Raw genomic sequence first — 14,354 nt, 5'->3', positions numbered from 1 at the left:
TACTTGGGCTCAACCCACGCAGCCGCAACGTGAACGGCATGCTTGGTCACTCGCTATGCGCCCAAGCATTTGTCCGGAAACGAAACCATGTGCAGCAAGGCGAGCATTGCCGGGCTGCATCAGACAGGAGTACGCCTACATGACCAATTCACCAAACTCCCGGATCGGCGTCGGCATCGTCGGCGCCAGTGCCGATCGAGGCTGGGGCGGAATTGCGCACGTCCCGGCACTGCGGGCGCTCGATGCGTTCCAGATCCGCGCCGTCAGCACGACGCGTATGGAAAGTGCGAACGCGACCGCTAGCCGACTGGGCGCTGATCTCGCCTTTGACACACATCAGGCACTGGTCGTGCGGCCGGAGGTCGACTTGGTAGTGGTTGCGGTCAAGGTGCCGGATCACAAGCAGATCGTTTCCGACGCGCTCGCCGCGGGCAAGATGGTCTATTGCGAATGGCCGCTCGCGCGAATTCTATCGGAAGTCGAAGCGCTGGAGGGGCTTGCCCGCGAACGGCGGCTGCGCACGGTTATCGGTTTGCAGGGCGGCCTGCACCCGCCGATCCGCTACCTCCGCTACCTCGTCCGGCAGGGCGTGATCGGCATGCCGCTCAGCACGAGCATCCGCGCGCGTCTGAACGACGACATGTGGGTCGGCCGATACGGCCCGCCATTCGAATACATGGCTCGCGCAGAGAATGGCGCGACGCTTCAAAGCATCATGCTCGGCCACGCGCTCCAACCACTGGCGCACGTACTCGGCGCATTCGAGAGCCTGTCCGCCATCGTCGCCAATCAGCGCGGCGACGGCGTCCGCCTCTCGGATGGCTCGTCCCTCCCGAAGGATGCGCCGGACGAGATCATCGTCGCCGGCGTTCTCGAAGGCGGAATCGTCACTTCGCTGCATTACAGTGCCGGACAGTCCGCCGGCTTGGTGTGGGAGATCCAGGGTACGGAAGGCAGTCTGCGCGTGGAGACGGCGTCGGGCTACATCCACTTCGGTGATATGACCATCACGTTGCGCCGCGGCAGCGAGCCTGTCCAGCAGCTACAGGTCCCAACAGCATACGCGGCTCCCGACCTGCAACTCGAAGCGCCCGCGGCGGGTGTCGCCCGGCTCTACGCCCAACTCGCCGCCGACCTCCGCGACGGAACCGCAGATGCGCCAGACTTCGCGGTCGCGCTCGATCGTCACCGGGTGCTCGAGGCGATCACACAGGCCAATTTAACGGGTCATCGCCAGCATCTGTCCCTCCGCGATATAGGCAACCCCAATCCCTAAGAACCCAGGAAGGGCTCTAGCTCGCGCGCTGTCGCTCATCTCTGCGCGTGCAACCGAAAGGCCGAGCAACCGCGTAAGCACCCGGCCTGCTTTCGCAGTACGCTCCAGGTCGACGTGTTGGACGCCCCGGCAATGCAATCGAAGTCTGACTTCGGTACAGTTGTGTGGTCGGGTTCCAGCGTGTGTCCGGCGTTAGAAAGCGGCTTCAACACGTCGCGGGCCTTTATGGAATACGAAGATCAGATCCAATTGAGCCACCGTTTTCCGATATTGTGGCTTCGACCAGATCCGGTTTACATAATGGGGCGCATCATTGGTGAGAGGCTGGGCGCAAACGTCTCCGCTCGAGCCTCACACCGAATTCGGAACTAGTCTCGTCGTCTCTCTCTTCTCATACGCTCATGCTGCCGGCGTGCATCTTCTGCCATGATCTGGCTTAGCCTTGCTGACTCAAGGGTCCGTAGTTGCGCGTCGTCACGACGCTGCTGCTGCTGGAGCATGCATGCGGTATGAGACGATGATCCGTATCGTGCGCCCATTCCCGAGCAGGTGTCGAGATCGGCGTAGCGTTCCTGTTCCGGTGTCTGGCAACCGGTCAGGATAAGGAGGCCTGCGAACATTGTTCCGGCAAACAGGCGTCGGATGACGATGTGAACTTGGGAGGCTTTGCTCATTTGATGTACCTTCTTTTTAGACAAGTCATTCAATTGCGAGAGCGAAGCGCGATCCCGCCAAAGTGATATGGAATCTCACAGTTACGCAGAAATTACGTGATTCCGGACCAAGCTGGCTTTCACGGTTGACCCCGACGCGACGTCATAGTTCAGGCAGTGTGTCGATATTGTTTGAGTGTGGTGGCCCGCGATGGCGCCGTCGACGATGCGAGGTTCGACATGACTGCAACTGATCTCATCCCGATTGAAACGCTTTTTGGAATGCCAGAATTTTCGCGGGCGCATATTTCTCCCGATGGCCGGCTGGTGGCCTATCTGGCGCCCTGGCGTGGGCGGTTGAATATCTGGGTGCGGCCAGTCGGACAAGGCACGACGCGGCGACTGACGGCCGATGACACGCGCAATATCGACGGCTTTAGTTGGACGCGTGATGCTCGCTACATTCTCTTCGTACAAGACACCCAGGGCGACGAGAACTGGCACCTTCATCGTGTGGAGGTGGACGGGGCAGAGACGGTGGGCGGGAAGGCTAGGACAGTCGACTTGACGCCTTATTCCGGCGTGCGGGTAATGGGACTGGACTTGTCCGCCGCGTTTCCAGGTAAGGCTTTCGTGCAGATGAACCTTAGAAGTCCGGGTCTGATTGACCTGTACGAGGTCGATATCGAAAGCGCTGAAACCAGGGTCGCTGCCTTGAATCCTGGTCGGTTCGTACGCTGGATCGTTACGCCGAACGGACCGATGCATGCCTTCATCATCAACGACGCGGGCGACCACGAACTGGCTCGTTACGAGAATGGTGTTTTCACCACGTTGGCGAACCTGAGCGGACGCGACCAGCCAATCGGGCCGATGCCGCTGATGGTTGCGGCGGATGGAAAGAGCGTCTTGGTTGGCTGCAACGCGGGCAGCGACCACACCTATCTTGCTGCCGTTGACCTTGCGACGGGCAAGCACAGGGTAGTCGACAGCCAGCCCGATTACAGCCTCGATACGCCGCGGCCAGAGGCCGATCCGCGCTTTCCCTCCAGCCTGATCAGCAATCCTGTGACAGGCGAGCTGCTGGGACTACGTTATCTTGGCAAAAGACAGCAGATACGGCCTCTGAACCCGCATTTTGCCGCCGTGCTAGACAGCTTACAGTGGCTGTCAGACGGGGAAATAGGGTACATTTCCTGCGATGCCGATGGGCGACAATGGGTGGCAGAATTTTGGGATGACCGGCATCCCGGCACGACATGGTTTTACGAACATGAGAGCGGCGAGGCGTACGTGCTTGGCGAGCGATTTTCTGAGCTCTCAGCCGAGCGGCTGGCGAGCGTGCGACCCATCGATGTGATGTCGCGCGACGGATTGACCTTGCCGTGCCATGTGACGCTGCCCGTCGGGTTCGATGCCAAGGATGAGCCGCGTGCGCTGCCGACCGTGCTTCTGGTACATGGCGGGCCGTGGTATCGCGACGCCTGCTTTTATGATCCGGAAGTGCAGTTCCTCGCCAACCGCGGCTATGCCGTGCTGCAGGTGAATTTTCGCGGCTCGACCGGCTATGGCAAGGCGTTCATGCAAGCCGCGATAGGGGAGTTCTCCGGGCGTATGCATGACGACCTGATCGATGGGCTCGACTGGCTAATCGGTCAGGGTATTGCCGACCCGGCGCGGGTAGCGATCTACGGTTGCTCCTATGGCGGTTACGCCGCGTTGGTGGGCGCCAGCTTCACGCCGGAGCGCTTCGCCGCCACCATCTCCTACTCCGGCATGTCCGATCTCCGGCTGCTGGTGGATGGAGTCGTCTCGTTCATACGGCCTGCACTAGTCAACACCTACCTTTCTTACATGGGCGATCCAGACATCGAGACGCAGAGCCGGGACATGCTTGCGCGCTCGCCGGCAAGCCGGCTTGATTGCATTTCCAAACCGCTTTTGGTGGTTCACGGCGCGAACGATGTGCGTGTTGCAAAGGCACAGGCGGATCTGGTGGTGGAAAGGGTGCGTGCGAATGGTGTGGAGGTCGACTATCTTCTCAACGACCGCGAAGGACACTGGTTCATCAACGAGGATAGCAATATTGAGCTTTATCGGAAGATCGAGCGCTTTCTTGCACGGCATTTGAGGGGCGAGTAATGAGGGCGGCGCATGCGCAGTAAGGAGATTGCAGGACTGGCGGGCATGAGCATCCGCACGCTGCGGCACTACCACCAGATCGGACTTTTGCCGGAGCCGCCAAGACAGAACAATGGGTATCGCATTTACAGCGTGCCGCATTTGATCCGACTGCTGCGTATCGGTCAATTGACAGCGCTCGGTTTCTCGCTCTCGCAAATCCCAGCGTTTCTCGACGGTCGTGCCGAGATGAGCGAGGACAGTTTGGACGCTCTTCTTGAGGGGCTCACGCGGCAGATCAAACTTCTGGAGCGTCAACGCCGGACTGTTACAGCCCTGCGTGACGGCAAAGGACCGCCCGACATGTCGCCGGAATTTGCTGCGTCTCTGATGGCGCTGGAGTCGGGGCGAGAGCCTAAAGCGGTGCGAGCCGGTCGGGAGCAATCTGTACTCCTATCACACCTTTTGGATGAAGAGCAGCGCGCAGAACTGGCCCGGCTCTATGACCAACTCGCGGATCTCGAATATGGTGCTACCGTGCGAGAGCTGGGGGATCGTTTCGATGCGTTGGGGCCAGATAGTGACGACGTCGAGATTTCAGCGCTTGCCGAAGATTACATCGCTCATCTTGGATCATGGATGAGAGACTTCGACAACGCGTTGAGCGGCGGTAGGAAGCACCAGGCAGCAACGCTGCTCTGGCTTCATGCCCTGGAGAATACGAACAACCAGCAGAAGCGCCTGCTGATGGAGATCAACAGCGGGCTGGCGTCCGAGCGGTGATCATTGGTTTGCGTCGGGCCGCTCGAAAAATGATTGATCGATTGCGGGGGTTGAGCCCAGTCGGGTCGGCGAGGTTAAAATTTGCGCTATCCTTTACCCAGACATCATCAAGCCATATTCTAAACCATTGGTTATGACTCGATTCAATTATAATCAAGAGTAATATGATGGATATCAACGTTGCTTTAAAAGCCTTCATCCGCACCGTCGAGAAGGGGTCGATTACTGCTGCGGCACGGGACCTTGGGGTAACGCAGCCGGCGGTTACGAAGCATATTTCGAACCTCGAACGGCACGTTCAAGCCAGGCTTCTGGAGCGCTCGTCGAAAATCGTTCGCCCGACGGCGCATGGACTCGAATTATACGAAGCCAGCCGCATTGCGATCGCATCGATCGACGCGGCGCTGGAGGGCGTCCGCATCAACACAGGTGAAATCGAAGGCAATCTAAGAATTCACGCCCCATCTTGCATTGGTGTCGGTCATCTCGAACGTATAGTCGGGGAATTTCAAGATGACTATTGCGGGATTTCCGTCGAACTGGCTCTCGATGAGCGCACAGTCGACTTGGTCTATGATAATTTCGATTTGTCACTTCACTACGGGAAAATCGAGGATCAGGATGTCATCGCACGCCGCATCGGGTGGGTGGAGCGATTTCTCGTCGCGTCCCCTCGTTACCTGAAACAGGTGGGGGAGATTGAAGACACACAACGGTTTTCGAAGCTTGAAGTCATTGGTACTCCAAAGATGCTCGCTCAGCGCAATACTATTTCCCTGTTGGGACCTGGCGCGCGCGCCGAAGACGTCACCGTCAGGCCAATACTCATAACGAACCAATGCGCATGTCATGATTGCAGCACTTTTACGGGGACGGGGTGTGGGACTGGTGCAGAAGAACCTCGTATTGGACTTGTTGGCCAGCGGCGAGCTTGTAAGGGTGCTTCCCGAATATTGGCTGCGATCTACCGAAGCTTTTCTTGCTTATCCGTCCACAAAGTTCATGCGACCGGTCGTCCGGGCATTTACGGACTTCGTTATGCCGCGGCTCAGGGACATTGACGGGATCTCCCCGGAGCAGCGGTAGCCCCAATGGCATAGCCAACGGTTATGACGGCTATCACTCATACAGATATGGAATATTCCGTCTGTTGGAGGATACCGTGCGATTCAAGCACGTGTGCCAGCCACAACCCGAAGGTCGCCTTCCATGATGCAGAACCGAAATAGTTTCATATCCCGTCGTACGTTCATAGTCGGCTCTTTAGCCGCGCCGGCCATACTCGGCGGATGCACAACAGTCCCAGAAAGATCGGCACCAGGCTCATCCCAGCCCATTGTTACTCCGCAACCTTCACCGGTCGACCCAGATCTTGCTTCCCGTTACGCTGCATTTGAAGACGGTGGACATTTCGTTCCTGCAGTTCCTTTTGAGCGAATGAACCCGGAATATCTCAGGCAGCGCGTTGGTGACCCGACCGGGGAGGCGCCGGGAACTGTTGTCGTCGATACGCCAAGGCGATTTCTCTATCTGGTGGAAAACGGCGGAACTGCGTTACGATATGGCGTTGGCATCGGGCGCGACGGATTTTCATGGGAAGGGAACGGATATATCCACTGGCGTCAGCATTGGCCAAGATGGAAGCCGCCAAGCGAGATGATTGCAAGGCAACCCGAACTGGAAAAATACTCTGTCGCAAACGGAGGGATGGATCCTGGTCTCCATAATCCGCTCGGCGCTCGGGCCCTTTATATTTTCCAGAACGGAGAAGATACGCTGTATCGTCTCCACGGCAATCCCGAATGGCAATCCATCGGCAAGGCTGTTTCATCCGGCTGCGTCCGCCTAATGAACCAGGACATCGTTGACCTTTACGACCGCGTTCCGTTCCATGCGCCAATCGTCGTGCATCAGACGCCGATGGCCGTGTGATGGTAAATTGAGCGTTACGCGTTCTAAGCTGCTTGCCGCGATACAATGGCCGCCTAGTAATACTGTGGGGCAAGATCGCTGCAGATATTTTCTGAAGAGAGCCACACGTGGGGAAACGCGGCGAGCAGGCCGTTTCTCAGCCATTGCTGGGCCGGGTGCCCGTCATTGCGACGATGCCAGGACAGCACGAATGGTACCGGGTTTAGAGGGAGCGGGAAATCGAAGACTGCAAGACGCTCTGCAAAGCCTGAATGAGCAACCACGCTTTCGATGACGGTCGCGACCATATCCGACGATGCAACCAATGCCGGTGCGGCGTGCATATGGGGAATGGTCACGGCCGCCCGCCTCTTGAAATTCTTCGAAGCCAGTGCGGCATCGGCAACATCCAGACCCTCATTATCGGGCGCGACCAGGATATGCGTCAGAGACAGAAACGTCTCGCGATCGAAAGGGCGGCCAAGGATTGGATGATCCTTCTTAAGGATACAAACGAACCGCTCCTGGAAAAGCCGGGCACTCAGGATGCGGCTCGTGGGCGTGGGGGGAATGCCGACTGTCAGATCGACGCCGCCGCTGTCGAGCAGGGAAATCGCGTCATCACGGCTGCTATAATCCCTCACCCTGATATCGATGCCGGGGGCTTTTTCCTCCAGCAGTGACAGGAGGCGCGGCAATATAACTGAACCTGCATGTGCTGAAACGGCAATGGAAAAAGACATGGTCGATTTGCCGGGATCAAAACCCTGCGTGAATTGCAATGTCCGCTGGATTTCCCGCAAAGCAAGCGAGATAGGTTCGGCAAGTTCTACCGCTCGCGGTGTGGGTTGAAGACCGGTCGGCCCGCGAACAAACAATTCGTCACGCAGCAGAAACCGCAATCTCGACAAAGCCGCGCTCATGGCCGGCTGGGTCCGGCCAATACGGCTTCCCGCACGTGTCACATTGCGCTCGGAATTGAGAGCGTCAAAGGCAACGAGAAGATTGAGATCGATCCCGTGTAAATTCATGGAATGGATCATTAAGCCCATTCTTCATCAATCTCAAGCATCTTTTCCGTGTCACCGCGAGTGTCCATTTCCGTCATTCAGCAACCAGCCCGGATATTCGACGGGCAGACGACTGACCGCGTCGAGCTTCGCCATATCGTCATCGTTCAGGTCAATCGATACGGACCGAATGTTTTCCTGCAATTGCTCGACGCGCTTCGCGCCGATGATGACGGTCGAGACGACCCTTTGCTTCAGCAGCCAGGCTATCGCGATTTGCGCCGGGCTGGAGCCGTGTTTCTCCGCGACAGCTTTCAGGACCGCGATCAGGGGCTCTCCCCGGATGCGATCGATGGGTGGAAAATCCAATTCCATCTGTCGACCGCCTGCGGCATTGCCGCCAGCAGAATACTTTCCGGTGAGATAGCCGCCGGCAAGCGGACTCCAAACCATGAGGCCAACACGTTCCGATGAGAGCAGCGGGCCGATCTCCCGCTCCAGATCGCGTCCGACAAGCGTGTAGTATGCCTGCAGCGATGTGACAGGTGCGAGGGCTCTGGCGCGTGTTATCCCAATCGCCTTCATGACCTGCCACGCGGCCCAGTTCGAAAGACCAATGTAGCGAACATCGCCGACCCGGACGAGTGTATCGAGCGCCTCCAGCGTTTCCTCGATAGGTGTCGCGGAATCGAATGCGTGGATCTGGTATAGATCGATGTGGTCCAGACCCAGCCGTCCGAGGCTTGCCCGGCATTCGGAGATTATATGTCCCCGAGAAGCGCCGCGATGGTTTGGTCCGTCACCCATGGCGGAGGCGACTTTGGTGGCGACCACGACATCGCTGCGCGACACTCCAAGGTTCTTCAGCGAACGTCCCAGTATTTCTTCGCTGCGTCCGTGCGCATAGACGTTTGCCGTATCGAACAGGTTTATGCCGGCGTCGAGAGCGGCCTTGACCAGTGCATCGGCATCCCCCTGTCCAAGTCTTCCCACCTTTCCCCATAGTCCGTCAGTTCCGCCGAATGTCATGGCGCCGAAACACAATTCCGACACGAACAACCCGCTTTCACCCAGCTTGCGCATTTGCATGATGTCGTCCTTCTTTTTGAAATTCTAGAGTTTGGCGGGCGGCGGTAGCTTTTGTTGAGCGTATTTCCGCACTGATTGCGTTCACGGCCGGCTCGACATTCGTTGCGAACGCCGAGCCTTTCTGCGGCGCCTTACACGATGTGCTGCCGTTCGCCAGTTCTTGCCGCAAGCTCGACGGCCGCGATCAAACGGCTGTTATGGCGGGCATGGTCGAAACCGGGAGTGGTGTATGTACCGTTCGTCAGATCGCGCCCCAGGGACGCATAGACCTCCCCGACATTGATAGCGGCGCCTGACCAGAATTCGGCCGCAGTCGGACCGACACCGTTGGCGACCGGCCTATCGGGCGCAGCGAATTCCACGCTCGATGAAAGTAAAATGTCTCCGACCTGTACGCCCGCCAGATGATTGCCGGTCAGCTTCAGCCAGCCCTGCGAACCACGGATCTCGAATACAAAACTCGCCTCATCTGCAGGCACGCCCGCCAGAATCTGTACGGATACAGGCGCACCGCTTGCCGTCTTGGCGATCAGATCGAGATGATCCGGAATTTCTCGCTGTGAAGTCTCGCCTGTATCGACGATCTCGATCTCCGGCCAGAGCAACTCCGTGCGCGCATCGACCTCCACAATGTTGCCGAGCACAGCCTCGATGACGTCCAGCACGTGGCCTGCCGTGATCGTCATGAAGCTGGCGCCAGAAGCGGCCTTGTTGAAATAGTCGTACATGCTCGGAGATTGCGGACCGTAGCCGAATGTGGTTGCGCCGACACGGGCGGACATCAGGCGACCGAGCTTTCCTGACGCGACCAGTTCCGCCGCACGTCGGACGGCAGGATTATGCCGGCCTTGCAGGCCGATCGCGGTATGCAAAGACCCGACTGCTGCGGCCATCTCGTTTGTTTCCGCCAACGTTGCGCCCAGAGGCGCTTCGCAATAGACGGCTTTACCCGCCTGCAAGGCGGCCATCACGAGATCCTTGTGAGCCGGCACCTTCACGGCGACCGTGATGACGTCAATGGTTTCGTCGCTGATCATCGCGTAGGGATCGGCAAACCAGCGTTCTGCGCCGAATGCTTCGGCCGCCGCCTTGGCGCTTTCCTCGCGTCGGGTCGCGACTGCCGCCAGCGTCAGGTGAGTTTGTGACGCCAGGGCTGGCACATGCGATGCGCCTGCCCAACTTGCGTGAGTGTCTGCTCCAATAATACCCACACGAAATTTCTTATCCGACATCTGCAATGCTCCAAATCACGTTACGGAACGCTACCTGCGTCCTGAGCAAGATCTAATCGACCCCGGCACTGCGACGAAATCGATAGGTGGTATGAGCGAACATCCACGCCATGGATATCGGCTAGCGCCCCTGCGGGGACACTGCGACCAAAAGAAGTATTGCCCCGGCTGTAGCTATAGCGCTCAAGACAGCGCGTGCCTGAAACGAAAGGCTCGGAGGGTGCCAAGGCATTCCTGACTGCGGCTTGGTCGCACCGACCGGATCGAAAGGGGCTGCACCGCTAGTGGACACCTCTTTCTCCCGGCGGATTTCCATAAGCTTATGGCGGATACGAATTGCGAGGAGCACAGCCAGATAGGCCGCCGTTAAGAAAGCCAAGACCGCTGCCAAGCGCAAGGCGTTCTGATGGGCAAGGATCCAATCTCGCGAAACAGTCGCGATGCCGTCGATATAGGATCCGAACAAAGCCTGGCCGGTAAGGGCGCCAATCGAATTGATCGCCCCAAACAGCACGATAAAACTCAAGAGTTCTCGGCCGCCTTTCTGCAGCGCGCTCGTGATGCCTAACACCAGTGCCGGCCCGAGAAAGAACATGGCCGCGAATGAGATCACCGCTTGGGACAAGTAAAACCAGGGCAGATGCTCAAGGCTCGTGGCGGAGCTGTCGGCAAGTGTCGCGGCAGCTATTGCAGTGACCGCCAGCATCATGGGCATCACCAGTTTTTCGACATTTACCGTGATAGCGCTCACGATCACGCCGGCAACAGCGCTGACAAAGGTGACGATCGAAAGTGCTCTGAGATGTTCGTCGCTGCCTCCTAGCGCGTTCAGGAACTTGTTTGCAACATTCTGTTCGGCAAGGACGACCCTGGCCATGAGAATTGCAAAAGCAAAGCGGACGATATCAGCGCTCCCGAGCCAGCGCAGGTTGAGGAGAGGTGCGGTCCGTACGTTCTCGAGTATCAGCGCGGTGGTGATCATTGGAAGCGCGAGCGACAGAAACCAGATTATCCAAGGCGCCTCGAACCATCCTTCCAGTCGTCCGAGCCCCAACACTGCTGCAATAAGAGCGAGGCTACCCCCCAAAAGCAGGAGGGTGAGGAAATCCAAAGGTTCGAATACTCGCTCTCGCTCGGCGGGTGGCAGCCGGAATGTCCCGACGGCGGCGAAAGAGAAAAATGCGAGACTGGCTTCGAACAGAAATATCGACTGCCAATGCGAGCTGATAGACAGCCATGGCGAGATGACGGTCGCAAGAGGGAACGCGCATTGCGAGATGCCAAGGCCAAGTATCAGCCCCCTGACGCGCCAACGGCCCGGAAGGGCCTGCATCACGTAGAACAAAGACAACGGCGTTAACGCCGCCGCAACAAAGCCGCTTGCAGCTCTAACGGCGAGTGTGAGCCAGTGATCTGCGGTCAACAAATAGGTAATGGAGAGGAGAGCATACAGGCCGAGGGCAACCAGCGTGAATACACGCAGACCATACTGCTGGCGGAACTTTATCAGCAGCAGATTGGCAGAAATATTGGTCATGGCATAGGCCGTTGGCAGCCAGGCCGCCTGAACTGAGCTCAACGCCAAGCTCGTTTTTAGCTCCGTAACGTTGACCATGACGAGGGCGTTGCCCAGTCCCCCTGTCAGGCCGACCAGAATTGCGACGAGGGCATAGGCGATCCGCAGCGTCAGGACATGCTCTGGCGTCGCCGGCGACCCCGCGACCACGGGTCTTTCATGTTCGGGAAAGTCCCATGCTTCCTCACGGAAAAAGCTGCGAACACGTTGCGTCAGTCTCATCATCGTACTCTCGTCATTGGTTTGTCGGGATCAATCCGCAGCACCGTAACGCAATCTTGGTGGCCTGAGGCGTTGCTGGTTTTGCAACATAGGGTTCGGGGGATCGTGACTTGTTGCGAGCGGTGCCTCGTTCAAAATCACTGCACATCCGTTGACAGAGCGGACAGGTTCCACCTCTCAACTTCACGAGGGCAGCAAAGATGTTTCAAAGGTCCATCGACAGCATTACAATCACACCGCCTCTCGGCCCCGGCTTTGCGGGCGAGAGACACAAAGCAGCCCTCGTCGTTGCACCGGGAAATTTTTCCGCGACCGACCCGTTCTTCTTGATGGCGGACGATCACGTGACCGGCGAGGGGCAATTCGGTGAGGCCCACCCTCATGCCGGCCTGGAGACCGTCACGTTCATGCTTCACGGCACCATGGAGGATGCCGGCGGACGCCTGGTCGAAGGTGATGTGGAATGGATGACTGCCGGAAGCGGCATCGTGCATTCGGAAGATGCCCAGGTTTCGACAGGGATGCGTCTGTTTCAGCTATGGCTGATTCTCCCTGAGCGGGACCGCAACATGGCGCCAAGGGTACAGATCCTGAGACGGGATGAAATGCCGGTACACCGCGGCGACGGTTTCGAGGCGACCGTCTACAGCGGTCGTTCGGCAGGGATCATCGCGCCAGCGAAGAACGCCGTGCCGGTGACCTTAGTCGATATCCGCCTTGAGACGGAAGCTGAGTTCGAGCAGGTGTTGCCGTCGTCCTACAATGGTTTCGTCGTGGTCATCGCCGGCGAGATTGAGGCGGGCGCAGGAAGGACAGTTCTCGCCGAGGACAAAGTCGGCTGGACCAGTCCGTTGGCGGTTCACGGCGACAGCTTTATGAGGCTGAAGGCGGGGAAGGACGGTGCTCGGGTGCTTTTGTATGCAGGCCAACCGCAAAACATCCATGTCGTGGCACAAGGCCCATTTATCGCAGGCTCCAAAGAGGAGCTTGCCGGCTACTATGCCACATACCGCCAAGGCAAATTCCCGAATGCCGGCGAGATGCGACCTGTCTGATCTGACTATCTAGCTGCCATGAAGCCACAAAGGGTTTCGTAATCAGCAACCCGACGTTCCGCCATTGCTGTCTTTAGCCGTTCGACAGCATGGATATGTTCGCAAAGAGCAGGCCCGCGAACGGGCTGAGAAAACAAGCCGCTTCACACCGCTCGTCCAAAACTCAAGCGGATCGGATCAAGCCTTTCCGAACATGGATCGCGTGGTCCGTGAGCGGGATCACTCGTCCCGGTATCCGAAATCAGCCCATGGAGGAAAAGATGACCCAATCCGCCACCGCAGCCGTACTGGAAGAAAAAAATGGGCCCTTCATTCTTCGTGAAGTGAAGCTTGAGGCGCCGCGCTCCGACGAAGTGCTCATTCGCATGGTTGCTACGGGTATTTGCGCGACCGATGCGCATGTCAGGCAACAGCTCATGCCAACTCCGCTGCCGGCGATCTTGGGCCATGAAGGCGCCGGCATCGTTGAACGTGTCGGATCGACCGTATCGCATCTCAAGCCCGGCGATCATGTCGTTCTTTCCTACCACTCCTGCGGCCACTGCAAGCCATGCATGTCTTCCCATGCGGCATACTGCGACCACGTCTGGGAAACGAATTTCGCCGGCGCCAGGCTCGATGGAACGATCGGCGTTGCAGCGCCTGATGGGAACAGGCTCCATGCGCACTTCTTTGGTCAGTCCTCATTCTCCACTCATGCGCTCGCTCATCAGCGCAACGCCGTCAAGGTCCCGGACGATGTTCCGCTCGAACTGCTCGGGCCGCTCGGTTGCGGGTTCCAGACCGGAGCCGGCTCGGTCTTGAAAGCGTTGAAGGTGCCGGTCGGCGCTTCGATCGCGATCTTCGGAGTAGGGGCGGTGGGACTGGCTGCGATCATGGCTGCCAAGGTCGCCGATGCTGCAATCATCATCGCCATCGATGTCAATGCCGAACGGCTGAAGCTCGCTTACGAACTCGGCGCGACGCATTGCGTCAACCCGCGTGAGCAAACCGATGTAGCCGCGGCGATCAGGGATATCACCTCTCGCGGCGTCGAATACGTCCTCGACACGAGCGGCCGGAAGGAGAACCTCGACGCCGGCATAGGTGCCCTTGCTCCGATGGGGCAGTTCGGTTTCGTCGCCTTCAACGACCATTCGGGCGCGGTTGTCGATGCATCCCGGCTCACGGTAGGGCAAAGCCTCATCGGGATTATCCAGGGCGATGCCATTTCCGGCCTGATGATTCCGGAACTGGTCGGTCTCTATCGAAACGGTCGTTTCCCGTTCGACAGGCTGCTCACCTTCTACGACTTCGCCGACATCAATGAGGCATTTGACGATGTCGCGGCAGGACGCGTGATCAAGGCCGTCCTGCGCTTTCCCCCGCAAGCCGCTTAGCCACCCACCCACTTTTCTTTCGATATCGCAAACATCATGGAGAATTT

General features: G+C 58.3%; 10 protein-coding genes and 2 pseudogenes. 7 read left to right on the top strand and 5 right to left on the bottom strand.

Annotated elements, in window-relative coordinates; genetic code table 11:
- Positions 1–139: 139 nt before the first annotated feature.
- From V6S97_RS26050 to V6S97_RS26025, 5 genes and pseudogenes are all read left to right on the top strand, one after another.
- On the top strand, positions 140–1,276 hold the full coding sequence (locus V6S97_RS26050) for a Gfo/Idh/MocA family protein (protein ID WP_060726525.1): 1,137 nt from the start codon (positions 140–142) through the stop codon (positions 1,274–1,276).
- A gap of 893 nt (positions 1,277–2,169) precedes the next feature.
- On the top strand, positions 2,170–4,071 hold the full coding sequence (locus V6S97_RS26045; protein WP_334428033.1) for a S9 family peptidase: 1,902 nt from the start codon (positions 2,170–2,172) through the stop codon (positions 4,069–4,071).
- A gap of 12 nt (positions 4,072–4,083) precedes the next feature.
- Positions 4,084–4,833, top strand: a complete 750-nt coding sequence (locus V6S97_RS26040; RefSeq protein ID WP_173993562.1) for a MerR family DNA-binding transcriptional regulator — start codon at positions 4,084–4,086, stop codon at positions 4,831–4,833.
- 167 nt (positions 4,834–5,000) lie between these two features.
- Positions 5,001–5,919, top strand: a pseudogene (locus tag V6S97_RS29265) (LysR substrate-binding domain-containing protein).
- Between the two features lie 126 nt (positions 5,920–6,045).
- Entirely contained in the window at positions 6,046–6,765 is a 720-nt protein-coding gene (locus V6S97_RS26025; RefSeq protein WP_060726658.1) for a L,D-transpeptidase, read from the top strand.
- A 53-nt stretch (positions 6,766–6,818) separates the two neighbouring features.
- Here the strand turns inward: V6S97_RS26025 and V6S97_RS26020 are convergent, their stop codons facing one another.
- From V6S97_RS26020 to V6S97_RS26005, 5 genes and pseudogenes are all read right to left on the bottom strand, one after another.
- Positions 6,819–7,487, bottom strand: coding sequence for a LysR substrate-binding domain-containing protein (locus tag V6S97_RS26020; RefSeq protein ID WP_442886114.1), 669 nt, complete (start codon positions 7,485–7,487; stop codon positions 6,819–6,821).
- Positions 7,488–7,589: 102 nt separating this feature from the next.
- Positions 7,590–7,775 (bottom strand): annotated as a pseudogene (locus V6S97_RS29260) (LysR family transcriptional regulator); the annotation flags it as partial.
- A gap of 51 nt (positions 7,776–7,826) precedes the next feature.
- On the bottom strand, positions 7,827–8,843 hold the full coding sequence (locus V6S97_RS26015) for an aldo/keto reductase (protein WP_334428031.1): 1,017 nt from the start codon (positions 8,841–8,843) through the stop codon (positions 7,827–7,829).
- A 131-nt stretch (positions 8,844–8,974) separates the two neighbouring features.
- Positions 8,975–10,075 (bottom strand): Gfo/Idh/MocA family protein, encoded by a 1,101-nt coding sequence (locus V6S97_RS26010; protein ID WP_334428030.1) that lies wholly within the window; start codon positions 10,073–10,075, stop codon positions 8,975–8,977.
- 121 nt (positions 10,076–10,196) lie between these two features.
- A complete protein-coding gene (locus tag V6S97_RS26005; protein WP_334428029.1) occupies positions 10,197–11,876 on the bottom strand; it encodes an MFS transporter in 1,680 nt (559 codons plus the stop codon).
- A gap of 197 nt (positions 11,877–12,073) precedes the next feature.
- Between V6S97_RS26005 and V6S97_RS26000 the strand changes: the two genes are divergently transcribed.
- Together V6S97_RS26000 and V6S97_RS25995 are read left to right on the top strand one after the other, a co-directional pair.
- Positions 12,074–12,928 carry a pirin family protein gene (locus V6S97_RS26000; RefSeq protein ID WP_334428028.1) on the top strand — a complete coding sequence of 285 codons (855 nt, stop codon included), beginning with the start codon at positions 12,074–12,076 and terminating at the stop codon, positions 12,926–12,928.
- Between the two features lie 248 nt (positions 12,929–13,176).
- Complete coding sequence (locus V6S97_RS25995) at positions 13,177–14,307, top strand: NAD(P)-dependent alcohol dehydrogenase (protein WP_334428027.1); 1,131 nt, start codon at positions 13,177–13,179, stop codon at positions 14,305–14,307.
- Positions 14,308–14,354 lie beyond the last annotated feature (47 nt).

It is taken from the genome of Agrobacterium sp. CCNWLW155, assembly GCF_036888815.1.
In the GTDB taxonomy this organism is placed as follows: domain Bacteria; phylum Pseudomonadota; class Alphaproteobacteria; order Rhizobiales; family Rhizobiaceae; genus Agrobacterium; species Agrobacterium radiobacter.
The sequence above is the reverse complement of the archived record's forward strand: the minus strand, read 5'-3'. Positions and strand labels throughout refer to the sequence as shown.